We start from the raw sequence: 23,589 nt of genomic DNA on the forward strand, positions 1-23,589 counted from the left end.
CGCAGCCGTCGCCGATCGCAAAGGAACCCACCTCTGAGGCCCATTGCACGGGACTCACACAGAACGGTTCCCTACGATGGCGCGGTGACCAGTACCGCGTCCTCCACGGACACCCGGCAGGGCCAGACAGCGCTCGACGAGCGGTCGACGTGGCAGCAGCGGCTGCGCCGGTTCGGCTACCCGGCGAGCCCGACGCAATCGGCGCACCCCACCGGCGCCGGAGGCACCGCGGGCCCCGGCGGGCCCGGCGACGTCGTGGGCCGTCTGGTCCCGCCGTACGCCGAGCCCAATCCGCGGCTGTGGCTGAGTCTGGGCGTGCCCCCGGCGCTCGCCGAGCGGATCACGCGGTGGTCGGGATGGGGCGGTCCGCTCCTGGTGACGCTGATGGCGGGTCTGCTGCGGTTCTGGAACCTGGGCAGCCCGAAGGCGGTGATATTCGACGAGACGTACTACGCGAAGGACGCGTGGGCCCTCGTCCACCGCGGCTACGAGGTCAACTGGGACAAGAACGCCAACGATCTGATCCTGCACGCGAACGGCCATGTCACGATCCCGGCGGACGCGGCGTACGTCGTGCACCCGCCGGTCGGCAAGTACGTCATCGGGCTCGGCGAGCTGCTCTTCGGCTTCGACCCGTTCGGCTGGCGGTTCATGACCGCGCTGCTGGGCACGCTGAGCGTGCTGCTGCTGTGCCGGATCGGGCGCCGGCTGTTCCGGTCCACGTTCCTCGGCTGCCTGGCGGGCGGCCTGATGGCGGTGGACGGGCTGCACTTCGTGATGAGCCGCACCTCGCTGCTCGACGGTGTGCTGATGTTCTTCGTGCTGGCGGCGTTCGGCTGCCTGCTGATCGACCGGGACCGGGCGCGGGAGAGGCTGGCGGCCGCGCTGCCGGCCGACGCGGACGGCCGGGTCAGGCCGGACGCGTACGTGGCCCGGACGACCTGGCTGGGCTGGCGGCCCTGGCGCTGGGCGGCGGCCCTGCTGATGGGGCTGGCGATCGGCACCAAGTGGAACGGCATGTACATCCTGGCCGCGTTCATCGTGATGACCGTGCTGTGGGACATGGGCGCGCGGAAGGTGGCGGGTGCCGAACGCCGTCTCTCGCTGCCGTTCGTGGTGGAGTCGTTCGTCTCCTGGGTGGTGATGTGCTGGGTCGCCTTCGCCGTCTACCTGACCTCGTGGATCGGCTGGATCCTCTCCCCGACCGACGGCACCGGCGGCTACTTCCGCAACTGGGCGGCCACCGACGGCAGGGGCGGCCACTTCACGTTCCTGCCGGACTGGCTGCGCAGCCTGTGGCACTACGAGCACGAGGTGTACCTCTTCCACGTCGGCCTGTCGTCGCCGCACACGTACATGTCCAACCCGTGGTCCTGGCTGGTGCTGGGCCGCCCGGTGTCGTACTTCTACGAGTCGCCGTCCCCCGGTGCGGACGGCTGCCCGGTGAACGCCGGCGAGAAGTGCGCGCGTGAGGTGCTGGCGATCGGCACGCCCCTGCTGTGGTGGGCGGCCTGCTTCGCGCTCGTCTACGTCCTGTGGCGGTGGGCGTTCCGCCGCGACTGGCGGGCCGGTGCCATCGCCTGCGGCGTCGCGGCCGGTTACCTGCCCTGGTTCATGTACCAGGAGCGCACGATCTTCCTGTTCTACGCCGTCGTCTTCGTGCCGTTCCTGTGCCTGGCGGTGGCGATGATGATCGGTGCGATCATCGGCCCCCCGGGCTCCACCGACACCCGCCGCCTGGTCGGCGCCGCGGGGGCGGGCGTCCTGGTGCTGCTGATCACGTGGAACTTCATCTACTTCTGGCCGCTGTACACGGGCACGGCGATCCCCATCGACTCCTGGCGCTCGCGGATGTGGCTGGACACCTGGGTGTAGCCGGGCAGAGACGTCACGAGGGGCGCGGCGGTCGGCCGCGCCCTCGTGGTCGTCCGCCGGTCGCCCGCGGCCCCTGGTCACTGCGAGTCGTACGCCTTGACGCTCACGGCCGGACCGCCGGAATACCTGGCCACGGCTGTGGCGGCGGCACCGGTGACCTTGACGACCGCGCTGCCGCCACCGGGGACGACGACCAGCCCTCCGACGGGAGTGACGGACACCGCCTGCTGCGTCTCGCCGTCCGCCGGCCGGTCGTAGACGAGGTAGGCCACACGCGCCGTCACCGGATAGGGGTTGACGTTCGTCACGCGTACTGCGTCGAAGCGCGTGAACCTGCTCACCGTGCGTCCGGCGCCGTCCAGCTCCTGAACGGTCAACGGGTGCGCGCCGGTCGCGCTCTTGGCGGCGGCGACCCGCCTGACGGTGACACGGACGTCGTAGACCCGGTGTTCTCCGGCCCCCGAGAAGCGAAGGATGTCGAGACCCAGCCCGTACGGAACCACCAGACGGCCGTCGTCGCTGCCGAAGACGGTCCGGACATGCACCCCCGGCAGGGGTTCGCCGTTCTCGTCGAGCGCGGTGAACGCCAGTACGGGGACGACCGATTCCCTGTTCGTGTTCCTGATGACCACCGTCTGGTCGATGGAGTTGTCGCCCCCGTCGCGCCAATAGGCGAACGACAGTGCGCTCTTGGCCGGCTCGGACGGCCAGTGGGTCACACCCGTCTTGATCCAGGACAGCGACACCGCGGCCAGCCAGGCCGCGATCAGAATCTGTCTGACTGCCACGTTCGTCTCTCCCCGGCATGCGACTGAGCCCCCACCCCTGGAAGCGCCGTCGGATCGTAGCCCGACCGGCCGCGCGATGATCAAGCCGATTCACGGAACCGTGACCCGGCTCCCGCCCGCGGTCGCGGCGGTGCCTCGCCGGGCGGGACGCGGTACCTTCGTCTACCGTCGGCCGCTGTGCACGGGCACGGCGATCCCGTCGGCCCCCGGCGTTCACGTACGTGGCTCGACACCGGGCGTGAGCCATGTCTCTGATCTCTGTTCAGACAACAATCAGTCAACATCTGACACGGGGCCCTCACGACCGCCTACAGTGCGCATCAGAGCAGACTTTTGAACGCGTTCACAAAATGCGGCAAAGTGCACGGGGAGGGGATACGCGCCATGCGCAAGGGGGTCAAGGCGGCCATCATCGGCGGCGTCTGCACCTTGATGGTGGGCGGGGCCGGATACGGCGCCTACAACGTGCTGGCGGCGGTGCACGGTGACGACACGCCCGCCGTGCGGACCGGGCCGCCCACCGCGGACGAGATCAGGGACACCACCCAGAAGTTCTTCACGGCCTGGGAGAAGGGCCAGTCCGCGTCGGCGGCGGCGCTCACGAACGACGCGGCCGACGCCGAACCCGTGCTCACGTCCTTCAGCGCGGTGGCGCACATCAAGGACGTGCGCATCACGCCCGGCAGGGCGACCGGGGCCACCGTGCCCTACAGCGTGAAGGGAACGGTGTCCTACGACGGGAAGTCCAAGACACTCGCCTACCGCAGCCGGCTGAAGGTGGTACGCGGCGAGACCACCCACCGCGCGCTCGTCGACTGGCAGCCGTCCGTCGTGCACCCGGCGCTCAAGCGCGGCGACACCCTGTCCACCGGTGAGGCGGCCAGCCCGCCGATCGAGGCCGTCGACCGCAACGGCACGGTCCTCACCGGGGACAAGTACCCCTCGCTCGGCCCGATCCTGGACGAGCTGCGCAGCCGCTACGGCGACAAGGCCGGCGGCACCCCGGGCGTGGAGCTGGTGATCCAGCACGCCTCCCAGGAGTCCGCCGACACCACGCTGCTGACGCTCGCGGCGGGCCGGGCGGGCAAGCTGCGCACCACCCTCGACGCGCGCCTGCAGGCCGCCGCCGAGACCGCGGTGACGAAGTACGCGGAGTCGTCGGTGGCGGCCGTCAAGCCCAGCACCGGCGAGGTGCTGGCGGTCGCCAACCACCGTGAGGACGGCTTCAACGCGGCCTTCCTCGGTGAGCTGGCCCCCGGCTCCACCATGAAGATCATCAGCGCCGCCACCCTCATCGACAGCGGGATCACCACGATGAACGGCCCGGCGCCCTGCCCGTCGACCGCGGTCTGGCTGAGCCAGACCTTCAGCAACCTCAAGGGACTCCAGCCGGACGAGCACGCCACCCTCGCCGACAGCTTCGCGCGGTCCTGCAACACGGCCTTCGTGAAGTACGCGGACTCCGTCCAGGTCGACTCGCTCACCAAGGAGGCCGAGGACCGCTTCGGACTCGGCCGCAACGACTGGAAGGTCGGCATCCCGAGCTTCGACGGCCGCGTCCCCGCCTCCGGCGGCCCGGACACCGCGGCCAACCTGATCGGCCAGGGCCAGGTGCAGATGAGCCCGCTGAACATGGCGTCGGTGACGGCGACGGTGCTGACTGGGACCTTCCGGCAGCCGGTGCTCGTCCCGCAGAAGCTCGACGACCGCCCGCTGGCCACCGCGAAGGGCCTGTCGGCGAACACGTCCGGCCAGCTGCGCGCCATGATGAACCGCACCGCGACCAGCGGCACCGCGGCCGGGGTGATGAGCGGGCTGCGGGGCACCATCGGCGCCAAGACGGGTTCCGCGGAGGTCGACGGCCAGACCAAGTCGAACAGCTGGTTCGCCGGCTATCGCGACGACGTCGCCGCCGCGGCCATGACCCAGGACGGCGGTCACGGCATCGACGCGGCCGGGCCGATTGTCGCAAGCGTGCTACGGATCGGTGGCTGACGTCACTCCCCCAGGGCGGGACTCTAGGCTGTTGCAGTCGTTGGGGTGCGTGAGGGCTACGGGGCGGCGGGGACCCTGGGGAAGTGCGCGGAGGAACTGAGCTGTGGGCAAGAGAAGGCGCGCCGTCGAACGACGGAAGAAGAGACCGGCCGTCATCGGCGGGGTGATCGCGGCCGCCGTCGTCGGCGTCGGCCTCGGCGGCTACGCACTGTACGGCGGCGGGGCGGCGGACGCCGCGTCGAAGTCGGCCGTCAAGCCCGTCAAGACCGGGCCGCTGTCGGCGAGCGAGGTGCAGACGACGGCGCGCACCTTCCTGGCGTCCTGGCAGCAGGGCAAGGTCCCGCAGGCCGCCGCCGTCACGGACGACGCCGCGGCCTGCGTCCGGCTGCTCACCGGCTACGCCAAGGACGCCCACATCACGGGCGTCAAGATCACCGAGGGCACGCGCACCGGCGCCAAGGTCCCGTTCTCGGTCAAGGCGATGGTGTCGTACAAGGGCGTCAGCAAGCCGCTGTCGTACGACTCAGCGTTCAGCGTCGTGCGGCGCACCGGCGACGGCAAGCCGGTGGTGAACTGGCACGCCGCGGTCGTCCACCCGGACCTCTCGGACGGCGACACCCTGGCCACCGGCGAGTCCGGCACCCCGCCGATCAAGGCCCTCGACCGGGACGGCGGGGAGATCACCACCACGAAATACCCCTCCCTCGGCACGGTCCTGGACGGGCTGCGGGAGAAGTTCGGCAAGACGGCCGGCGGCAAGGCGGGCGTCGAACTGCGCGTGGTGCGCGGCAAGGCGTCCCAGAAGGCGAAGCTGTCCGACAAGACCCTCCTGGAGCTCAGCAAGGGCACCCCGGGCACGGTGAAGACGACGCTCAGCCCGACGCTCCAGGCGGCCGCCGAGAAGCAGGTCACCACGCAGAAGAACGCCTCGGTCGTCGTGATGCGCCCGTCGACCGGTGAGATCTACGCCGTGGCCAACTCCAGCCACGGCTTCAACGTGGCCTTCCAGGGATCGCTGGCCCCGGGCTCCACGATGAAGATCGTCACCTCGACGATGCTGTTCGAGAAGGATCTGATCCACCCGGACGCCTCCCACCCCTGCCCGAAGACGTACAAGCTGGCCGGGTGGACCTTCCACAACGACGACGACTCCGAGATCAAGAAGGGCACGTTCAAGATGGCCTTCGGGGCGTCCTGCAACAACGCCTTCATCAACTTCGCGCCCAAGCTGTCCGACAGCGACCTGACGACCGAGGCGCAGCAGGTCTACGGCCTCGGCATGAACAACTGGGCCATCGGCGTGCCGACCTTCGACGGTTCGGTCCCGGTGCAGAGCGGAGCGCAGATGGGCGCCTCGCTGATCGGGCAGGGCGGCGTGCGTATGAACCCGCTGAACATGGCGTCGGTGGCGTCCACGGTGGTGACCGGCGCCTTCCACCAGCCGTTCCTGGTCGACCCCTCGGTCGACCACCGGACCGTCGCCAAGGCCTCGCGCACCATGTCCGCGAAGACGCAGTCGGAGCTGAAGGAGGTCATGCAGTACACGGCGGCGTACGGCACGGCCGCCAAGGCGATGGCAGGGCTCGGCCCCGACTACGGCGCGAAGACGGGCTCCGCCGAGGTCGACGGGCAGAAGAAGCCGAACGGATGGTTCACCGCGTACAAGGGCGACCTGGTGGGCGCGGGAGTGGTCCAGGCGGGCGGTCACGGCGGCGACACGGCCGGACCGATCGTTGCGGCGCTGCTGAAGCTGGGCTCGTCCCTCTAGGTCGGCCTGGGCGGCGTCAGCCGGCGACGGGCGTGGCCATGTAGGTGCGGCGGAGGAAGCGGAGCAGCGCCTTCGACTCGAACTGCACCACCGATGTGCCGTGGTCGGAGTGGAACTCCACCACGGCCTGCACGCGCCCGAGCGGCCACACCCGTACGTCGCCGCTCTCCGCGGGCGTCCGCAGTCCCTGCTCCAGCAGGTCGCGCGAGAAGGTCCATTCGTCCGTCCCGGGCAGATCCACCCGCACCGATCGCGGATCGTCCTCGGGGTCGTAGCGCAGGATGACCGGCACCGCTCCCGGGTCCTGCGGGTCCTCGTCCGTGACTATGTGGGCTCGCGCGTACTGCTCGACTACAGACATCGGACTGCCCTTTACACTCCGTGACCTTTGCGGAAAACCTGCATCCGCTTCTTCTCCAATGTCCCATATTTTCCGGAAAGTGCTTCCGTGAAACCGACGCACTCCGCGGATATACGACTTCATCGCTCTTGCAAAAGATTCGCAACAACACTCTAAAATCGGACCGTGCACGTACCTGACGGATTCATCGACGCCCCCACCTCGGCGGTCACCGCGGTCGTCGCGGCCGGCGCCCTCGCCGTGAGCCTGCGCGGCGCCCGCCGCGAACTCGACGAGCGCACGGCGCCGCTCGCCGGCCTGGTGGCGGCGTTCATCTTCGCCGTACAGATGCTCAACTTCCCCGTGGCGGCCGGAACAAGCGGCCATCTGCTGGGCGGAGCGCTGGCCGCGATCCTCGTCGGCCCCTACACGGGCGTGCTGTGCGTGTCCGTGGTGCTGCTGATGCAGGGCATCCTGTTCGCGGACGGCGGCCTGACCGCGCTCGGCGTGAACATCACCGACATGGCGATCGTGACGACCGTCGTCGCGTACGCCGTCTTCCGGGGCCTGCTGAAGGTCCTGCCGCGCACCCGGCGCTCGGTGACCGCCGCCTCCTTCGTCGCCGCCCTGCTCTCCGTGCCCGCCGCCTCCGTCGCCTTCACCCTCCTCTACGCGATCGGCGGCACCACCGACGTCTCCATCGGCAAGGTCGCCACGGCCATGATCGGCGTGCACGTCCTCATCGGCGTCGGCGAGGCCGCGATCACCGCGCTCACGGTCGGCGCGGTCGTCGCCGTGCGCCCCGACCTGGTCCACGGGGCGCGCGAGCTGCGGCAGGGCCTCAAGCTGCGCGTCAACGGCGTCCTGGTGGACGCGCCCGCGGCGCCCGCGGCGGCACGCACCTCGCGGCGCACGCTGTGGATCACGGGACTCGTCACCTCGCTGGTCCTCGCCGGGTTCGTCAGCTTCTACGCCTCGGCGAACCCGGACGGCCTGGAGAAGGTCGCCCACGACAAGGGCATCGACGTGAAGGCCGAGGAGCACGCCTCCGCCGGCTCCCCGCTCGCCGACTACGGCGTCAAGGACGTCTCCGACGCCCGGCTCTCCGGCGGCCTCGCGGGCGTCATCGGCGTCGGCGTGACCGTCGTCGCGGGCAGCGCGGTGTTCTGGGCGGTGCGCAGGCGCCGGGGCGAGGCGGCACGAACGCCGTCCGAGGCGCTCTGACATGGGCGCGGGCCACGCCCACCGGCTCTACCGGCACGCGCACTCCCCCGTGCACGCGCTCCCGCCGCACACCAAACTCGCCGCCGCCTTCGCCTTCGTTGTCGTCGTGGTCTCGACACCGCGCACGGCGATGTGGGCGTTCGCCCTGTACGCCGTGCTCCTCGCGGCCGTCGCGCACCACGCGCGCGTGCCCGCCGCCTTCCTCCTGCGCCGCCTCCTGATCGAGGTGCCGTTCGTCGCCTTCGCGGTGCTGATGCCGTTCGTGGCCGAGGGCGAGCGGGTCGACGTCCTCGGCCTCTCGCTCAGCGTGAACGGGCTGTGGGGCGCCTGGAACGTGCTCGCCAAGGGCACCCTCGGCGTCGCGGCCTCCGTCCTGCTGGCGGCCACCACCGAACTGCGCGAACTCCTCCTCGGGCTCCAGCGGCTCCGGCTCCCCCCGCTGCTCGTCCAGATCGCCTCCTTCATGATCCGCTACGGCGACGTCATCACCGACGAGCTGCGCCGGATGCGGATCGCCCGGGAGTCGCGCGGCTTCGAGGCTCGGGGCGTGCGCCACTGGGGCGTGCTCGCGAAGTCCGCCGGCGCCCTGTTCATCCGCTCCTACGAGCGCGGCGAGCGCGTCCACCTGGCCATGGTGAGCCGCGGGTACGCCGGCTCGATGCCGGTCATCGACGAGGTGACCGCGTCCCGCGCGCAGTGGTCCCACGCCCTCGCGCTGCCTCTGTCCGCCCTTGTCGTCTGCGTGTTGGGATGGGCCCTGTGACCACCGCTCCCCCCTCTCTCGAGGTCTCCGGCCTCGCCTTCGCCTATCCCGACGGGCACCAGGCCCTGTTCGGCGTGGACTTCACCGTCGCGCGCGGCGAACGCGTCGCCCTGCTCGGGCCGAACGGCGCCGGCAAGACCACCCTCGTACTGCACCTCAACGGCATCCTGAGCGGCGGCACGGGCACGGTGACGGTGGCCGGACTGCCGGTCGGCAAGCGGCACATGGCGGAGATCCGGCGCCGGGTCGGCATCGTCTTCCAGGACCCGGACGACCAGCTGTTCATGCCGACGGTCCGCGAGGACGTGGCGTTCGGTCCGGCCGCGGCCGGCCTGAAGGGCGCCGAACTCGACGCACGGGTGCGCACCGCCCTGGAGCGGGTCGGCATGGCCGGCTTCGCCGAACGGCCGCCGCACCACCTCTCCTTCGGCCAGCGCCGCCGCGTCGCCGTGGCCACCGTCCTCGCCATGGAACCGGAGATCCTCGTCCTCGACGAGCCCTCCTCCAACCTCGACCCGGCCTCCCGCCGCGAACTCGCCGACATCCTGCGCTCCCTGGACGTCACGGTCCTCATGGTCACCCACGACCTGCCCTACGCCCTGGAGCTGTGCCCGCGCTCCCTGATCCTGAGCGAGGGCACGATCGCCGCCGACGGCCCCACCGGTGAACTCCTGTCCGACGAGGACGTGATGCGCGCGCACCGGCTGGAACTGCCGTTCGGCTTCGACCCGCGCGCGGCGACGACCGGACGCGGCCGCATGTGACGTGTTTGCGTGACGGCCGTCCCGCGCGCGCCCGTGTCCGTGACAATGGGCGGGTGACGCATCAAGAGGACACGGGGCCGCCCCGGCTGGACGACCAGCTGTGTTTCGCGCTGTACGCCGCGCAGCGCGCCGTGACCGCCGCCTACCGCCCGCTCCTCGACGACCTCGGACTCACCTACCCCCAGTACCTCGTGCTGCTCGTGCTGTGGGAGCGGGGCGAGACCACGATGAAGGAACTGGCGGGCGTGCTCCGGCTCGACTACGGCACGGTGTCGCCGCTGCTGAAGCGGCTGGAGGCGGCGGGGCTGGTGCGCAGGACGCGCTCGGAGCGGGACGAGCGCTCGGTGCTCGTCGCGTGCACCGGTCGGGCGGAGGAACTGCGGGAGCGCGCGGCCGGCGTCCCCGGGGCCCTCCTGACGACGACGGGGCTCGACGGCACGGACGTCGCGCGGTTGCGCGAGGAGCTGCGGGTGCTCGCGGACCGGGCGGGCGGCGCGGCCTCGCGCCCCGTGTGACATCCGGCGCGACTCCCCCTGCGTCACCCGCCGTTACCCGCGGTTTCCACCCCCTGGCGATCCCAAGGCTTCCTACCGGCCGGTACTTTGTGCACGATGTGCTTGCACACCATCGTGTTGCCCGCCATCTTTCACCGTCGTTCCCGCCCTGGGGAGGTCCCGCCGTGCCCGAAGGTGCCACCGTCGACACCCGTCCGACGAAGATCATGTATGTCGCGGAGGCGACCGCTCACGGCGGCCGGAACGGCTATGTGACCAGCCAGGACGGCCAGATCGACCTGAGGGTCGCGATGCCTCCGGCGCTCGGCGGCGACGGCGACGGCACCAACCCGGAGCAGTTGTTCGCGGCGGGCTACAGCTCCTGCTTCCACAACGCGCTGATCCTCGTCGGCAACCGCGAGGGCTACGACCTGACCGGCTCCACGGTCGCCGCGAAGGTCGGCATCGGCCCCAACAAGCGGCGCGGCTACGGTCTCGCGGTCGCGCTCAGCGTCTCGCTCCCGGTCCTGGACGCGGACATCGCGGCCAAACTGGTGGGCGCCGCCCACGAGGTGTGCCCGTACTCGAACGCGACCCGGGACAACATCGACGTGACGATCGTGCTCGGCTGACCCCCGGCACGTGCCGTAGACCACGTCGGACCGAGGAATCCAAGGCCGTACGGCCGCGTTTCATTCACTGTCACCGGCGAATGAAGGGATCCGGACGTGGACGTCGAGGTGCACGGCACAGTGGCGGAGGGCTTCGAGCCGGTCCGGGACGCCTTCGCGAGCAACTTCGAGCTGCTCGGGGACCGGGGCGCGGCGATCACCGTGTACCGGGACGGGCACCGGGTCGTCGACCTGTGGGCCGGCGCCAGGGACTTCGACGGAGACGCCGCCGAGGCGCCCTGGGAGCACGGCACCGCCCAGATCGTGCGCTCGGCCACCAAGGGGGTCGCCGCCGCCGTCCTGCTGCTCCTGGGGCAGCGTGGGGAACTGGACCTGAACGCCCCGGTGGGCGACCTGTGGCCGGAGTTCAAGGCGGCCGGCAAGGAACGGACCCTGGTACGGCATCTGCTCGCCCACCGCGCGGGCGTACCGGTACTGGACCGGCCGCTCACGCCCGCGGAGGCCGCCGACCCCGACCTGGGCGCGGCCGCGGTCGCGGCACAGGCTCCGGTGTGGGAGCCGGGCACCGATCACGGCTATCACGCACAGACGTACAGCTGGCTCACCGGCGAGCTGGTGCGACGGGTGACCGGGCGGAGCGTCGGCGAGTGGATCGCGGACGAGATCGCCGGACCGGTCGGCGCCGGACTGTGGCTCGGGCTGCCGGAGGACGAGCGCGGGCGCGTGGGCCGGGTGGGACCCGTCGAGGCCCCGGAGGCCGCGGGCACGCTGCGGACCCGGCCCAAGCGGTCCGTCTCCGAGGCGTACGCCGACCCCGGCTCGCTGACCCGCCGGGCGTTCGGCGCGATCAGCCCCCTCCCGGACGAGAACGACCCCGCCTACCGCGCGGCCGCCCTGCCCGCCTCCAACGGCATCGCCACAGCCGACGGCCTGGCCCGCTTCTACGCGTCCCTGATCGGCGAGGTCGACGGCGGCACCCGGCTGTTCACACCGGAGACCGTGGAACTGGCCCGCGGCGAGCAGGCGGCGGGTCCCGACCGGGTGCTGGTCGTCTCCACCCGCTTCGGGCTCGGCTACATGCTGCACGGCAGCGCGTCCCCGCTGCTCTCCCCCGCCTCCTTCGGCCACCCCGGACGCGGCGGCGCGCTGGGCTTCGCGGACCCCGGGTCGGGCATCGCCCTCGGCTACGTCACCAACGGCTTCCGCAGGAGCGTGACGGCGGACCCACGGGCGCAGGCCCTGGTCCGGGCGGTACGCACGGCTCTGGCGTAACCGCCACCGGCCGCACCGACGACGCGGCCGCGACCGCCCGCGCCGCGGTGCCTCACGCGCCGCCCGTGCACGGCCCCTCCCGCCCGGTGCGCGTGGCGGCCACGCGTGCCGGGTGGGCGGGGCCGTGGGCCTCACACGTTGATCGGGTGGGAGTGGCGTCCGGAGTCCGCGTCGATCTCACCGTGCGCCTTGCCCAGCAACTGCATGGCCAGTTCGTTCAACGCGCGGGCGCCCGCGATCTCCTCCCCGACCCTCGGCTGGTTGCTGTCGGACTCGTGCCGGCTCGCGTGGCCGTGGGCGCGGATCTCGGTGCCGTCGGCCAGGCGCACCAGGGCCACCGCGCGTGTGTGCGTGTCGTCCTCCAGGAACTCCAGCTCGACGTGCCATCCCACAGCGGTCTGCATCATGGGGACCACCTCCGCAATCGCTGCTTCCAGGGTGCCCCTCGCGGCCCGGGCCGTCACGTCGGCCCCGCCCCGCGCACGGTTCACCTGTCGTCGAAGCTGGCGAAGTACGCGGCGGCCATGTCCTCGTCGGCGTGTCCCTGGGCGGCGGCACGGGCGAAGCGTTCGGCTGCCGCCTGGACGACGTCCAGGCGCACACCGTTGCTCGCGCCGGCGGCGACGATCAGCCGGGCGTCCTTCCCGGCGGTGTCGACCGCGAAGGACGGCGGGGTGAGCCCGCCGTCCAGGATCAGCCCGGCCTTGGCCCGCAGGTAGCCCATGTCGAGCGGGCCGCCCTCGATGAGGCCGAAGAAGTCCCGCGGGTCGACGCCGAGGCCCTGGGCGAGGGCCACCACCTCGCCGGTGGCCGCGGTGGCCGCGAGGACCCAGCTGTTGGCGACCAGCTTGAGCCGGGTCGCGGCGGCCGAGGAACCGTCGTCGCCGGTCCACAGCGTGCGGGCGCCGATGGCGTCGAAGACCGGCGCGACCGTGTCCCGGCCCTGTTCGGGACCGGCGGCCAGGACGGTGAGCTGTCCGGCCTCGGCGGGCTGACGGGTACCGAGGACCGGGGCGTCGTAGAAGACCAGGCCGTGCTCGCGGGCGAAGGCGGCGAGTTCCGGGATCTGGTCGAGTCCCGCGGTGGTGGACTGCACCCAGACCATGCCCGGCCGCAGCACGGCGGCGGCCTCGCGGAGGGCCTCCAGCGCGGTGTCACCGTCGTACAGCATGGTCACCACGACGTCGGCGCCCTCGACGGCTTCCGCGGGGGTGCCGGTGACCTGGGCGCCGTCGGCGGCGAGCGGCTCGGCCTTGGCACGGGTGCGGTTCCACGCGCGGACGGTGTGCCCGGCCTTCAGGAGGTTGCGGGCCATCGCGGCGCCCATGATGCCGGTGCCCAGAAAGGCCACGGTCGGCTTGTCGGTCATGACGTCTCCCTGTCCTCGTACGTTCCGCAGGCCAGCTTGGCGCACGGCGGGTGGCTTCGCGCGCGGCACCTACCCGTTCCGGCACGGAGGACACGGGGGACACGGAGGACACGGAGGACACGAAGAGCAGGGAGAGCACTCGGGGACCCCGGCGCCGGCCGGGGTCCCCGTGCTTCCTCGCCGCGGGCGCGCCGGATCAGCCGTCGTTCTCCGACGACGGCAGATAGGCGCCCGGTACGTCGTCCGGCAGGTAGATCCTCTTGTCACCCGGGTACGGCACGGCCCAGTCGTGGGTCTGGTACCAGGTGTAGCGGTTCATCTGGGTCGGGTTGGCGTAGTCCGGCACCGCGTTCTTGCCGGTCAGCCGCTGGTGCGAGGCCCAGGTCCGCCACTGCGCCGCGACCGCCCTCTCGGCCGCCGGCACGGACACGGACGTCGGCGCGGCCGCCGCCCTGCCGTCCTGGGGCGCCGGGGTGTCCGGGCCGCAGGTGGGCTGCGGGTTCACTCCGAGGGTCAGCGAGGTGCGGTTGGGGACCGTGGTGAACGGGGTGTCGTCCGCCTTCCCGGTGAACGCCCCGTACATCGGGGTGGCCGCGCTGTCGAGCTGGTTCATCGGGTGGATCCCGAGGATCTGCTCGACGGTGCGGACCATGGTGATCTGCGAGTAGTAGTGGTGGTCGACCTTGCCGTGCCGGGCGTACGGGCTGATGACCTGGACCGGGGCGCGGTGGCCGTCGACGTGGTCGAGACCCGCCTGGGAGTCGTCCTCGACGACGAAGATCGCCGAGTCCTTCCAGTACTTGCTGTGGGTGATCTCGTCGACCATCCGGCCGACCGCGAGGTCGTTGTCGGCGACCTCGGCGGCGGCGTTGGCCGGTCCGCCGGTGTGGTCGTTGGAGAACCAGAACATGTTCAGGTTCGCCGGGCCGTTCTTCTCGAAGTCCTGCTTCCAGATCTGCTCTTTGTAGATGTCCGGGACGTCGAGGTCGAACAGCGGGAAGCCCTGCACGGACACGTCGTTGAGCGAGGGGATCGCCGAACCGGTCCTGATCGGGTAGGCGGTGCCGGCGCCGGTGGCGGCCATGTTCTTGCTGTCGCAGTACAGGTTCTGCCAGGTCGCCCCGGCCGGCTTGCTCTCGTACGACTGGAACTCGCCGAAGTCCTTCACGGACCGGCCGGCCGCCTGCGCGCCGGACCAGATGAACCCGGTCTTCTGGTGGCCGAGGACGTCGTTCTCGGTGTCGTAGCTGCGCGTGTACTCGCCGGCCGACGACTCGGTGTACTCCGGGTTGTCCGACTGCATCAGCCAGTTGTGGCCCTCGGCGGAGTTGGTGCCGATGTCGTAGAAGTTGTCGTACAGCCCGAACTGCTGGGCGAGCGCGTGCTGGTTGGGCGTGACGTTCGCGCCGAACTGGGTGAGCGAGGAGTCGCCGTCGCCCTGCGGCAGGTCGCCGAAGACCTGGTCGTAGGTGCGGTTCTCCTTGACGAGCAGGAAGACGTGCTTGATCGTCGACGGGTCACCGATCCGCTTGGGGACCGGTACGGCCTTCTTGTGGCCGTTGCCCCGGGCGGTCCTGACCGAGTGGGACGTCCAGCCGTTCTGCCGGAACACCTTGGCCGTCTCGGACCTGACGACCTGGTCGCTCGGCAGGGTGAACTGTGTGAGGCTCAACGTGGTGTCGTGCGTGTTGTGGCCGGCCGCGTCGGGCCGCAGGGCGTCGACACCACGGGTGTTGGAGACGACGATCTTCCCGCCCGCGGTGGTGATCTCCGACGGGAAGTAGTCGGTGGGGAGCAGGCCGACGTAGCGGGCCGGCATCTGCGGGGAGGTGTAGCGGTAGACGGCGACGGCGTTGGCGCGGCCCAGCGTCACGAGCAGCCGCCCGTCGCCGGTGAGGGTCACCGCGTTGGGCTCGTAGCCGACGGACGCCTCGGGCCACGGCTGGGTCGAGACGGTCTGGACGACCCGGTCCTTGCGGGTGTCGATGACCGACACGCTGTTGTCGGCGGTGTTGGTGACGAACACCGCGCCCTTGCTCGCGTACACCGCGGTCGGGTGCAGGCCCACCGCGATGGTGCCGACGGCGGCGGCCGGGTCGGCGGTGTCGATGACGCTGACCGTGCCGGTGGTGCTGGCGCCGGTCTCCGGGTTCGCCACGACGTCCGTGCCGTAGGAGTTGATGGTGGTGTCGCCGGCCTTCGCCGGGCGCCCGCCCTCGTTGCTGACGTACAGCTTGCCGTCGACCAGGGCGATACCGCGCGGGGCGTTGCCGACGGCCCAGGTCTGCTTGACCGTTCCGGTCGCCGCGTCGATGGCGACCACCTTGTTCTGGCCGTTGACCGCGGAGTACACGGTGGCGCCGTCGGCGGAGAACACGGCGGCGCCCACCAGGGCCTGCTTGGACCCGTCGGCCGCGATCGGCACGGCCGTGGGGCTCGCGAGGGTGCCGTCGGCGTTGACGGTGAACTTGGTGTAGCCGTTCGCCTGGCCCAGCCACAGCTGCTTGCCGTCGGGTGAGTACGCCGGGCCTTCCTGGCCGACCGCGGCGCTGCCGATGCGCAGGTCGTCCGCGGCGTTGGTGCCGACCTTCTGTGTGATCCGACCGGTGGCGAGGTCCATGACGACCAGCGACGCGTCCCCGTCGGTGACCGAGGCCGCCAGGTGGGTGCCGTCCGGGCTGACCGCCGACGACATGATCTTGCCGTCGTTGATGACGGTACGGCTGCCGTACGGCTTGATGTACTGGTCGGCGGAGACGACCTGGCCGTCGGCGGTGGTCTGGCCGACCTGCTGGGTGCCGAACCGGTACGTCGAGGCGACCGCGGTGCCGGTGACACCGAGCGCGACGGCGATACCGGCGGTCACCAGCAGGGCGTGCCGGCCGACGCGGTGGCCGAGGAAGGTGACCTGTCTCTTGTCGCTGATCCGGCGCTGTCGGGTTACCTGCACGGAACCGTTTCCCTTCAGTTGTTGTCGAGCAGATCGACGTTGCCGTCGAACTGCCACAGCGGATTCGGGGCGTCACCGGTGGGGGTCCGTACGAGGAAGTAGCCGTTGACTTCCTTGGGACCGTCGCCGTCCGCCATGAACCGCCCGTCCGAGGTGATGTCGAGCTGGTAGACCGCCGTGCCCGTCACCGCTGTGACGCCGGGGAGATGCCAGCTCACCACGCAACGCCAGTCGTTCCCCGCGCCCTCCTGGGCGGCCCGGCCGTCGCTCTTCGTGCACGCCGCCGTGGCCCCCAACTGGGCCTCGGTGACGGCGGGTCGACGAAGTTCCCGTGTCTGCAGGCGGTAGAGGTGCGCGAAGACCGTGGCGAGGGACTTCTGCACCTTGTCCTGGGTGATGCCGGAGCCCGTCGAGGGGGCGGCCACGGCGACCGCCGCGACGGTGACGGCGGTCAGCACGGCCAGTGGCAGCACGCCGAGGGTGAGCGCGCGGCGCCCGGAGCCGTCGTAGGCCGGATTGGTGAAGTCCCGCCGTATGAACAGCACGTAGGCGAGCACGGTCGCGAGCACCGCCCATGCGAGGCTCACCGCGACGCCGGTCAGCAGCGGGGCGAGCTGGGTGGGGCTGGTGAACAGGCCGTTCCAGGAGATGAAGGCGTAGCCGGGCAGCGCCAGGCGCACGGCGACGGGCAGCGGCAGCATCTGGACGACCGACAGCGCGAGCGCGAACACCGGGGGCAGCAGCAGCCCCATCGGGGACCGGCCGAGGGCGACCGAGCCGAGCAGTCCGATCGCGGTGAGCGAGAGGGTCGGGGCGAGGGCGGCGGCCCAGGCGAGCAGCACCTTGACGGCCGTGTCCCCCGGCGACAGCAGATGCCCGTCCAGTCCCACCAGCGGCTGGTTGCCGACCGCGAGCAGTCCGCCGACGGCGCTGGAGCAGACCAGCCCGGCCACGAGCAGCAGGATCACGGTGAGGCCGGCGAGGGACTTCGCCGCGAAGATCCGCGCGGGCGAGCGGACGGCGACCAGCAGGTGGCGCCAGGTGCCGAGGCGGTCCTCGGAGGCGAACACGTCACCGGCGACCACCGAGGTCAGCAGCGGCAGCGCCCAGATGCCCGCGAAGCCGAGCATCACCAGCGGGCCGGCCCAGCCGGTGGCGTGCATCCAGCGGCCGAACAGGGTGTCGGAGGGCAGCGTGCTCTGCCGGCTCACCCCGGCGACGAAGAGCGCCGGGACGATCCAGCAGGCGAACACCAGCAGCCGGATCCGCCACTGCGACACCAGCTTCACCAGCTCGAACCGGTAGCCGCGCGCGACGGGGACACGGCGCGCGGCGGCGGGGGCCTGCCCTGTCGCGTGGGTGGTGGTCGCGGTCATCGGCGGGCCTCCTGCTGCTCGGTGAGGGCGAGGAACGCGGCCTCGAGCGGGGACACGACGGGGGCGAGTTCACGGACCGCGACGTCCGCGCGCACGACCCGGGCGACGAGGTCGTCGAGGGCGGGCACCAGGCCGCGGACGACGAGCACGTCGGCGTCCTGCCGTACCGCGCCGTCGTCGGCGATCCGGATCCCGGAGACGTCCTCGGCGATCCGGCGCGCGGTCCCGGGGTCCGAGGTGCGCAGCCGGTAGTCGAGTTCGCGGTTCTCGGCGGCCAGCTTGGCGAGCGGACCGGAGAACACCACGCGTCCGGTGGCGAGGATGGTGACCTCGGAGCAGAGCGCCTCCAGGTCGTCCATCCGGTGACTGGAAAGGACCACGCCGGTGCCCTCGGCGGCGAGTCGGGCGAGGACGCCGTGCACCTGCCTCTTGGCGGACGGGTCGAGGCCGTTGGACGGCTCGTCGAGCACGAGGAGGCGGGGTCTGGTGAGCAGGGCGGCGGCGAGTCCGAGGCGCTGCCGCATGCCGAGGGAGAAGCCGCGGGTCCTGTCGTCGGCCACGTCGGTGAGTCCGACCTCGCCGAGCACGTCGTCGATGCCCGACGGGCCCGTGTCCAGGCCGCGGAGCGCCACAAGGGCCGCGAGGTTCTGCCGGGCGGTGAGCGAGGGGTAGAGGCCGGGCGCGTCCACGAAGCCGGCGACGCCGTCGGGGACGGCGAGCGCCCGTTCCACCGGCGTGCCGAGGATCTCCAGCCGGCCGCCGTCGGCGACGGCCAGCCCCAGCAGCAGACCCAGCAGTGTCGTCTTTCCGGCACCGTTGGGACCGACCAGGCCGTGGATCTGACCTCGCGCCACATCCAGGTCGATGCCGTCCAGCGCGACGACGTCGCCGAAGCACTTGGTGATCCCGCGGGCCCGGACCGCTTGGAGTGTGTCCATGAGTCCCCTGCGTCCCTTCTTCCGTAACCCGCAGGGACCTTATGGAGAACACACAACCCGGGCACAGGCGAGCGGCTGAACGCGCGGCGAACTGTTCGTCAAGGCAACGGCAAGTCGCGGGGACGACTGGTCTGCTCAAGGGGCATACCGGCCATAGCCGGTGGGCCTGATGTCGCAGTTGCAATGCCGTGCAAGGGGGTTGGCGGGAGCGCTGTCGGTACCGCCCCGGCGCGGGCGGACCGACGCGGCCGGCTAACCGGCGTGCAGCATCAGCCCGATCCCGACGACCAGGAGGCCGGCCGCGGCGATCCTGGGTGCCCCGAACCGCTCCTTGAAGAAGACCGCGCCGATGGCGGCGCCGACGATGATCGACGACTCGCGCAGCGCGGCGACCGGGGCCAGTTCGGCACGGGTCTGGGCCCACAGGACCAGTCCGTAGGCGAGTACGGACAGCACCGCGCCGAACAGTCCCAGGGCCGCGAACGGGCGTGCCGCGGTGAGCAGTTCGCCTCGGCGGCGGCACAGGGCGTATGCCGGGACGGCCAGGCCCTGGAGGACCATCAGCCAGGCGATGTAGCCGACGGAGTCGCCCGAGGCGCGCACCCCGAGGCCGTCGACGACCGTGTACACGGCGATGGTCAGGCCGGTGGCGAGGGCCGCGGCGATCGCCGGCCAGTCGGGGCCGCGGCCCCGCAGTCCCCACAGCGCGACCCCGGTCAGCCCCGCGCAGGACACCGCGATCCCGGCGGCGGCCGCCGCGTCCGGCACCTCGTGCGCGAACAGCGCGGCGAACAACGTGACCAGCAGCGGCGCGGTGCCGCGCGCGATCGGGTACGCCTGCCCGAAGTCGCCGAGCCGGAAGGAGAGCATGAGCAGCGCGAAGTAGGCGACGTGGACGACCGCGGAGGCGAGCAGGTACGGCCAGGCGCCGGCCGCCGGGACGGCCGCGAACGGCGTCAGGAGCAGCCCGATCAGCACACCCCCGGCCGCGATCAGCGAGGAGCCGACGAGTTTGTCGGTGATCCGGTGGGCGATCGCGTTCCAGCCGGCGTGCGTGATCGCGGCGAACAGGACGGCCGCGGTGACGGCAGGGGTCACGCGGAGGGCTCGCGCACGTCCGCGACCGTGGCGCCGGCGTGCTCCACCAGGGCGGCGGGGGTGATCGGGAAGACCGCGTGCGGGTTGCCGGCGGCGGCCCACACCACGTCGTGGCGGAGCAGGGCCCGGTCGGCGAGCACGCGGGTGCGGGTGCGGTGCCCGAAGGGCGGTACGCCTCCGATGGCGTATCCGGTGGTCTCGCGGACGACGTCCGCCTTGGCCCGGGTGACCCTCTCGGCGCCGAGTTCCTCGCGGACGAGTTCCAGGTCCACCCGGGAGGCGCCGTCCATCAGCACCAGCACCGGGACCCCGTCGGCGGCGAAGATCAGCGACTTGCAGATCTCGCTCAGCTCGCAGCCGACCGCCGCGGCGGCCTCGGCGGCGGTCCGGGTGGCGTCCGGGAACCGCCGGACCCGTGAGGTCAGCTCCCCCAGCCCCAGTTCCTGAAGGGCGGCGGCGAAACGGGGATGGGCTCCGGAGCCCTCGGCATCGGCGTCAGTGGCGGCTGTCGTCGTCATGGGGGCACGCTAACGAAGAGGACGAGGCGACGGCGAACGGATATGCCGGATTCCCGCGACCGGCGACGGCCCCCCTCACCGCGCTTCGCTGCCCGACGCGCCCGCCACCCGCGCCCGGACGCCCGCCAGCGCCCCCCTCGCTCGCTCCCGGATGCCCGCCTACGCACCCGTCACCCGCGCCCGGACGCCCGCCAACGCACCCGCCACCCGCGCCCGCCGACGCACCCCCCACCCGCCACCGGACACCCACCACCGCGGGCTCCCCCGAACCCGGGCGCGCCGCGCGTGGAAGCCGGTGAGGGCGTCCGTCCCCACGGGCCCTCACCGGCGGTCTGCCACGAGCGGTGCGTCAGGCGCGTACCAGCTCCCGGTCCTCGTCGTCGTTGCCGGCCTCGGCGGCGTTCCGGTCGGACAGGGCGCGCAGCCCCTCACCCTCGACGTCGACGTCGGGCAGGACGCGGTCCAGCCACTTCGGCAGCCACCAGGCGCGCCTGCCGAGCAGGGCGAGCACGGCCGGGACGATCGCCATGCGGACGATGAAGGCGTCGAAGAAGACGGCGATGGCGAGGCCGAAACCGATCATCTTGATCATGGACTCGCTGGAGCCGATGAAGCCGGAGAACACGGCCATCATGATGACGGCGGCGGCCGTGACGACCCGGGCGCCGTGCTTGAAGCCGGTGACCACCGCCTGGCCCGGCTTCTCGCCGTGGACGTACGCCTCCCGCATCCGGGTCACGAGGAAGACCTCGTAGTCCATGGCGAGGCCGAAGACGACGCCCACCATGAAGATCGGCATCATCGACATGACCGGGCCGGTCTCCTCCACGCCGAGCAGGCCGGACAGCCAGCCCCACTGGAAGACCGCGACCACGGCGCCCAGGGCGGCCGTCACGCTGAGCAGGAACCCGAGGGCCGCCTTCAGCGGGACCAGGATCGAGCGGAAGACCACGATCAGCAGCAGGAAGGCGAGGCCGACGACCAGGACCAGGTAGGGGATCAGCGCGTCGTTGAGCTTCTGCGAGACGTCGATGTTCATCGCCGTCGAGCCGGTGACCAGGACCTTGGCGTCGGTGTCGGCGGTGATCCCGGCGCCCGTGTCGCGGATCGCGTGGACCAGGTCCTCGGTGGTGGTGGAGGACGGCTTGGACTTCGGGACGACGGTGATGGTCGCGGTGTCGCCGGCCTTGTTGGGGCGGGCCGGGGTCACCGTGACGACGTCTCCCAGCCCCTTGATCTCGTTGTCGACCTTCTTGAAGGCGGACTTCGGGTGCGCGCTGTCCTTGGCGTCGACGACGACCATGAGCGGGCCGTTGAAGCCCGGTCCGAAGCCGTCGGAGAGCAGGTCGTAGGCGCGCCGCTGGGTGGTGGAGACCGGCTGGGAGCCGTCGTCGCCGAGGCCGAGCTGCAGGGAGGTCGCGGGGACCGCCGCCGCGCCGAGGCCGACGACGCCGAGCAGCAGGACGGCGACCGGGCGCCGGACCACGAAGCTCGCCCAGCGGGTGCCCATGTTGGGCCGGTCGGCGTGCTTCTTCTTCGGGCGGCCGCCGCCGAGCAGCCTGCTCTTCTCACCCGTGGGCTTGATCCTGCGGCCCGCGAAGCCGAGCAGGGCGGGGATGAGGGTGAGGGCGATCAGGACCGCGACGGCGACCGTGCCGGCCGCGGCCACCCCCATCTTGGTGAGCATCGGGATGTTGACGACCGAGAGTCCGACCAGGGCGATCACGACGGTCAGGCCGGCGAAGACGACCGCCGAACCCGCCGTGCCGACCGCGCGGCCCGCGGCCTCCTCGCGTTCGCGGCCCTCGGAGAGTTCGGCGCGGTAGCGGGAGACGATGAACAGGGCGTAGTCGATGCCGACCGCGAGACCGATCATGGTGGCCAGGGTCGAGGTGGTGGTGCCCAGGTCGAGGGCGCTGGCCAGCGCGGTGATCGTGGAGACCCCGATCCCGACGCCGATGATCGCGGTGAGCAGCGGGAACCCGGCGGCGAGCAGCGAGCCGAAGGTGATGACCAGGACGACGGCGGCGATCGCGATGCCGATGACCTCGCTGGAGCCGGTCTCGGGCGCGGCGCTCAGCGCGTCGCCGCCGATCTCCACGGTCAGCCCGGCGTCCCGCGCGTCCTGCGCGGCCGCCTTCAGGGCGTCCCGTGAGGAGTCCTCCAGCTCCATGCCGGAGACCTTGTAGGTGACCGAGGCGTACGCGACCTCGCCGTTCTTGCTGACGGCGTGCCCTTTGTACGGGTCGGCGACCGAGACGGCCTCGGGGTCCTCGCCGAGCTCCTTGACGGTCTTCCTGACGGTCGCCTTGTTGAGCTTGTCCGTCATCTTCTCGCCGGCCGGCGCCTTGAAGACCACGCGCGCGGTGGCGCCGTCGGAGCTGCTGCCCGGGAAGCGCTGGTCCAGCAGGTCGAAGGCCTTCTGCGCCTCGGTGCCGGGGATGGAGAAGGAGGTGTTGCCGGCGGCGGGGGCACTGGCCGCGCCGACTCCGGCGAGGGTCAGCAGCGCCACCCACAGGAGGGCTACGTAGTGCCTTCGCCGGAAGGCGAGCCGGCCCAGTTTGTAGAGGAACGTGGCCACGAGGACGTACTCCCGGTCAGGTCGTGGGGGATTCAGGGCAGGGGTGATCGACCCGGCGCGGGGCGCGGGTGACCGGCCCGACGACGTGAGCGGAGACGTCAGGTGGGCTGGGTGTGGGGAGGGGTCAGCCGGTGATGGGCGCGCGGAGCGCGGGGAGCACCACGGCGTCGATGTAGGACAGGAGGAAGGCCTGGTTGGGCGGCTGCTCGTCGATCAGGGAACGGGCGGCGAACCCGCCGATCACCATGTGCATCACGAAGTCGATCGCCGGGTTGTCCGCACGGACCTCGCCCCGGTCGATGGCGCGCCGAAGCACCTGGTTAAACTCGGCCATCTCGGGCCCGATCAGATGTTCCTTGAACGCTTCCAGGAGGTCCGGGTTGCCGTGGACCGCCATGGCGAGACCTCGCATCAGCGCGGAGTTCTGCTCCATCTCGCAGTCGTTCGAGCGCAGGGTCATGGCGTGCAGATCGCCCCGGAGCGAACCGGTGTCGATCTTGCTGAAACCCGCGCCGCCCGGCTTGTTGTGCCGGACCGCCTTGGCCACCAGTTCGGCCTTGCCGCCCCACTGGCGGTAGAGGGTGGCCTTGCTGGACTTGGTGCGGGCGGCGACGGCGTCCATGGTGAGAGCGTCGTAGCCGACCTCGCGGAGCAGGTCGAGCACGGCCTCGTACAACTCGGCCTCACGCTCGGGCGTGATCCGACTGCGACGCGCCGTTGCGACCTCAGCCATGCCACTCACTCCCTGTTCCCTCGACACCTCGGTGCGTACATCTTGCACCTCGGTGCGTACTTCTTGAAGATACCCCGAGATCTAGAGAAACGAAACCGTTTCGTACGTGTG

20 protein-coding genes are annotated in these 23,589 nt (G+C 71.5%); 9 read left to right on the forward strand and 11 right to left on the reverse strand.

All coding sequences use genetic code 11. From position 1 onward, the window contains the following. Positions 1-84 precede the first annotated feature (84 nt). Positions 85-1,875, forward strand: coding sequence for a dolichyl-phosphate-mannose--protein mannosyltransferase (locus tag ACFY3I_RS31095; RefSeq protein ID WP_390864417.1), 1,791 nt, complete (start codon positions 85-87; stop codon positions 1,873-1,875). Positions 1,876-1,952: 77 nt separating this feature from the next. Here the strand turns inward: ACFY3I_RS31095 and ACFY3I_RS31100 are convergent, their stop codons facing one another. Then, positions 1,953-2,663, reverse strand: coding sequence for a hypothetical protein (locus tag ACFY3I_RS31100; protein WP_390864418.1), 711 nt, complete (start codon positions 2,661-2,663; stop codon positions 1,953-1,955). 384 nt (positions 2,664-3,047) lie between these two features. Between ACFY3I_RS31100 and ACFY3I_RS31105 the strand changes: the two genes are divergently transcribed. Together ACFY3I_RS31105 and ACFY3I_RS31110 are read left to right on the forward strand one after the other, a co-directional pair. Then, entirely contained in the window at positions 3,048-4,658 is a 1,611-nt protein-coding gene (locus tag ACFY3I_RS31105) for a penicillin-binding transpeptidase domain-containing protein (protein ID WP_390864419.1), read from the forward strand. Between the two features lie 103 nt (positions 4,659-4,761). Further along, entirely contained in the window at positions 4,762-6,426 is a 1,665-nt protein-coding gene (locus ACFY3I_RS31110; protein ID WP_365284625.1) for a penicillin-binding transpeptidase domain-containing protein, read from the forward strand. A gap of 16 nt (positions 6,427-6,442) precedes the next feature. Here the strand turns inward: ACFY3I_RS31110 and ACFY3I_RS31115 are convergent, their stop codons facing one another. Further along, complete coding sequence (locus ACFY3I_RS31115) at positions 6,443-6,787, reverse strand: SsgA family sporulation/cell division regulator (protein WP_390864420.1); 345 nt, start codon at positions 6,785-6,787, stop codon at positions 6,443-6,445. Between the two features lie 165 nt (positions 6,788-6,952). On the opposite strand from ACFY3I_RS31115, the gene ACFY3I_RS31120 reads away from it, so the two are divergent. The 6 genes from ACFY3I_RS31120 to ACFY3I_RS31145 all read left to right on the forward strand — a co-directional run bounded on the left by ACFY3I_RS31120 (position 6,953) and on the right by ACFY3I_RS31145 (position 11,915). Continuing rightward, positions 6,953-7,990 (forward strand): energy-coupling factor ABC transporter permease, encoded by a 1,038-nt coding sequence (locus tag ACFY3I_RS31120; RefSeq protein WP_390864421.1) that lies wholly within the window; start codon positions 6,953-6,955, stop codon positions 7,988-7,990. 1 nt (position 7,991) lies between these two features. Then, on the forward strand, positions 7,992-8,753 hold the full coding sequence (cbiQ, locus tag ACFY3I_RS31125) for a cobalt ECF transporter T component CbiQ (protein WP_365284631.1): 762 nt from the start codon (positions 7,992-7,994) through the stop codon (positions 8,751-8,753). Beyond that, positions 8,741-9,517: an energy-coupling factor ABC transporter ATP-binding protein gene (locus ACFY3I_RS31130; RefSeq protein WP_390864422.1), complete on the forward strand. Its 777-nt coding sequence runs from the start codon at positions 8,741-8,743 to the stop codon at positions 9,515-9,517. The genes cbiQ and ACFY3I_RS31130 overlap by 13 nt, the downstream gene beginning before the upstream one ends. 53 nt (positions 9,518-9,570) lie before the next feature. Beyond that, positions 9,571-10,032 (forward strand): MarR family winged helix-turn-helix transcriptional regulator, encoded by a 462-nt coding sequence (locus ACFY3I_RS31135; protein ID WP_390864423.1) that lies wholly within the window; start codon positions 9,571-9,573, stop codon positions 10,030-10,032. Between the two features lie 206 nt (positions 10,033-10,238). Beyond that, the gene (locus ACFY3I_RS31140; protein WP_390864668.1) at positions 10,239-10,643 is read left to right on the forward strand and encodes an organic hydroperoxide resistance protein; all 405 of its coding nucleotides are present in this window, start codon (positions 10,239-10,241) and stop codon (positions 10,641-10,643) included. Between the two features lie 96 nt (positions 10,644-10,739). After that, a complete protein-coding gene (locus ACFY3I_RS31145) occupies positions 10,740-11,915 on the forward strand; it encodes a serine hydrolase domain-containing protein (RefSeq protein WP_390864424.1) in 1,176 nt (391 codons plus the stop codon). Between the two features lie 131 nt (positions 11,916-12,046). Here the strand turns inward: ACFY3I_RS31145 and ACFY3I_RS31150 are convergent, their stop codons facing one another. The 9 genes from ACFY3I_RS31150 to ACFY3I_RS31190 all read right to left on the reverse strand — a co-directional run bounded on the left by ACFY3I_RS31150 (position 12,047) and on the right by ACFY3I_RS31190 (position 23,478). Further along, complete coding sequence (locus ACFY3I_RS31150; protein WP_365284641.1) at positions 12,047-12,322, reverse strand: DUF1876 domain-containing protein; 276 nt, start codon at positions 12,320-12,322, stop codon at positions 12,047-12,049. Positions 12,323-12,402: 80 nt separating this feature from the next. Next, positions 12,403-13,284 (reverse strand): NAD(P)-dependent oxidoreductase, encoded by an 882-nt coding sequence (locus tag ACFY3I_RS31155; protein WP_390864425.1) that lies wholly within the window; start codon positions 13,282-13,284, stop codon positions 12,403-12,405. Positions 13,285-13,480: 196 nt separating this feature from the next. Then, positions 13,481-16,234, reverse strand: a complete 2,754-nt coding sequence (locus ACFY3I_RS31160) for an alkaline phosphatase family protein (protein WP_390864426.1) — start codon at positions 16,232-16,234, stop codon at positions 13,481-13,483. Positions 16,235-16,248: 14 nt separating this feature from the next. Continuing rightward, a complete protein-coding gene (locus ACFY3I_RS31165) occupies positions 16,249-17,610 on the reverse strand; it encodes an ABC transporter permease (RefSeq protein ID WP_390864427.1) in 1,362 nt (453 codons plus the stop codon). Further along, positions 17,607-18,548, reverse strand: a complete 942-nt coding sequence (locus ACFY3I_RS31170) for an ABC transporter ATP-binding protein (RefSeq protein WP_390864428.1) — start codon at positions 18,546-18,548, stop codon at positions 17,607-17,609. The genes ACFY3I_RS31165 and ACFY3I_RS31170 overlap by 4 nt, the downstream gene beginning before the upstream one ends. Before the next feature lie 252 nt (positions 18,549-18,800). Continuing rightward, positions 18,801-19,646 (reverse strand): EamA family transporter, encoded by an 846-nt coding sequence (locus ACFY3I_RS31175; protein ID WP_365284645.1) that lies wholly within the window; start codon positions 19,644-19,646, stop codon positions 18,801-18,803. Continuing rightward, positions 19,643-20,164 carry a YbaK/EbsC family protein gene (locus tag ACFY3I_RS31180; protein WP_390864429.1) on the reverse strand — a complete coding sequence of 174 codons (522 nt, stop codon included), beginning with the start codon at positions 20,162-20,164 and terminating at the stop codon, positions 19,643-19,645. Before ACFY3I_RS31180 ends, ACFY3I_RS31175 begins: the two co-directional genes overlap by 4 nt. 349 nt (positions 20,165-20,513) lie before the next feature. After that, positions 20,514-22,745 (reverse strand): MMPL family transporter, encoded by a 2,232-nt coding sequence (locus tag ACFY3I_RS31185; protein ID WP_390864430.1) that lies wholly within the window; start codon positions 22,743-22,745, stop codon positions 20,514-20,516. 124 nt (positions 22,746-22,869) lie between these two features. Next, a complete protein-coding gene (locus tag ACFY3I_RS31190) occupies positions 22,870-23,478 on the reverse strand; it encodes a TetR/AcrR family transcriptional regulator (protein ID WP_365284653.1) in 609 nt (202 codons plus the stop codon). Between the last annotated feature and the right edge of the window lie 111 nt (positions 23,479-23,589).

The sequence above is a fragment of the Streptomyces sp. NPDC001068 genome, assembly GCF_042897315.1.
In the GTDB taxonomy this organism is placed as follows: domain Bacteria; phylum Actinomycetota; class Actinomycetes; order Streptomycetales; family Streptomycetaceae; genus Streptomyces.

Coding starts and splice junctions, on each gene's coding strand:
- ACFY3I_RS31130 (WP_390864422.1), top strand. CDS start 8,741: ATGGGCCCTGTGACCACCGCTCCCCCCTCTCTCGAGGTCTCCGGCCTC.
- ACFY3I_RS31115 (WP_390864420.1), bottom strand. CDS start 6,787: ATGTCTGTAGTCGAGCAGTACGCGCGAGCCCACATAGTCACGGACGAG.
- ACFY3I_RS31165 (WP_390864427.1), bottom strand. CDS start 17,610: ATGACCGCGACCACCACCCACGCGACAGGGCAGGCCCCCGCCGCCGCG.
- ACFY3I_RS31170 (WP_390864428.1), bottom strand. CDS start 18,548: ATGGACACACTCCAAGCGGTCCGGGCCCGCGGGATCACCAAGTGCTTC.
- cbiQ (WP_365284631.1), top strand. CDS start 7,992: ATGGGCGCGGGCCACGCCCACCGGCTCTACCGGCACGCGCACTCCCCC.
- ACFY3I_RS31190 (WP_365284653.1), bottom strand. CDS start 23,478: ATGGCTGAGGTCGCAACGGCGCGTCGCAGTCGGATCACGCCCGAGCGT.
- ACFY3I_RS31180 (WP_390864429.1), bottom strand. CDS start 20,164: ATGACGACGACAGCCGCCACTGACGCCGATGCCGAGGGCTCCGGAGCC.
- ACFY3I_RS31140 (WP_390864668.1), top strand. CDS start 10,239: ATGTATGTCGCGGAGGCGACCGCTCACGGCGGCCGGAACGGCTATGTG.
- ACFY3I_RS31105 (WP_390864419.1), top strand. CDS start 3,048: ATGCGCAAGGGGGTCAAGGCGGCCATCATCGGCGGCGTCTGCACCTTG.
- ACFY3I_RS31150 (WP_365284641.1), bottom strand. CDS start 12,322: ATGATGCAGACCGCTGTGGGATGGCACGTCGAGCTGGAGTTCCTGGAG.
- ACFY3I_RS31155 (WP_390864425.1), bottom strand. CDS start 13,284: ATGACCGACAAGCCGACCGTGGCCTTTCTGGGCACCGGCATCATGGGC.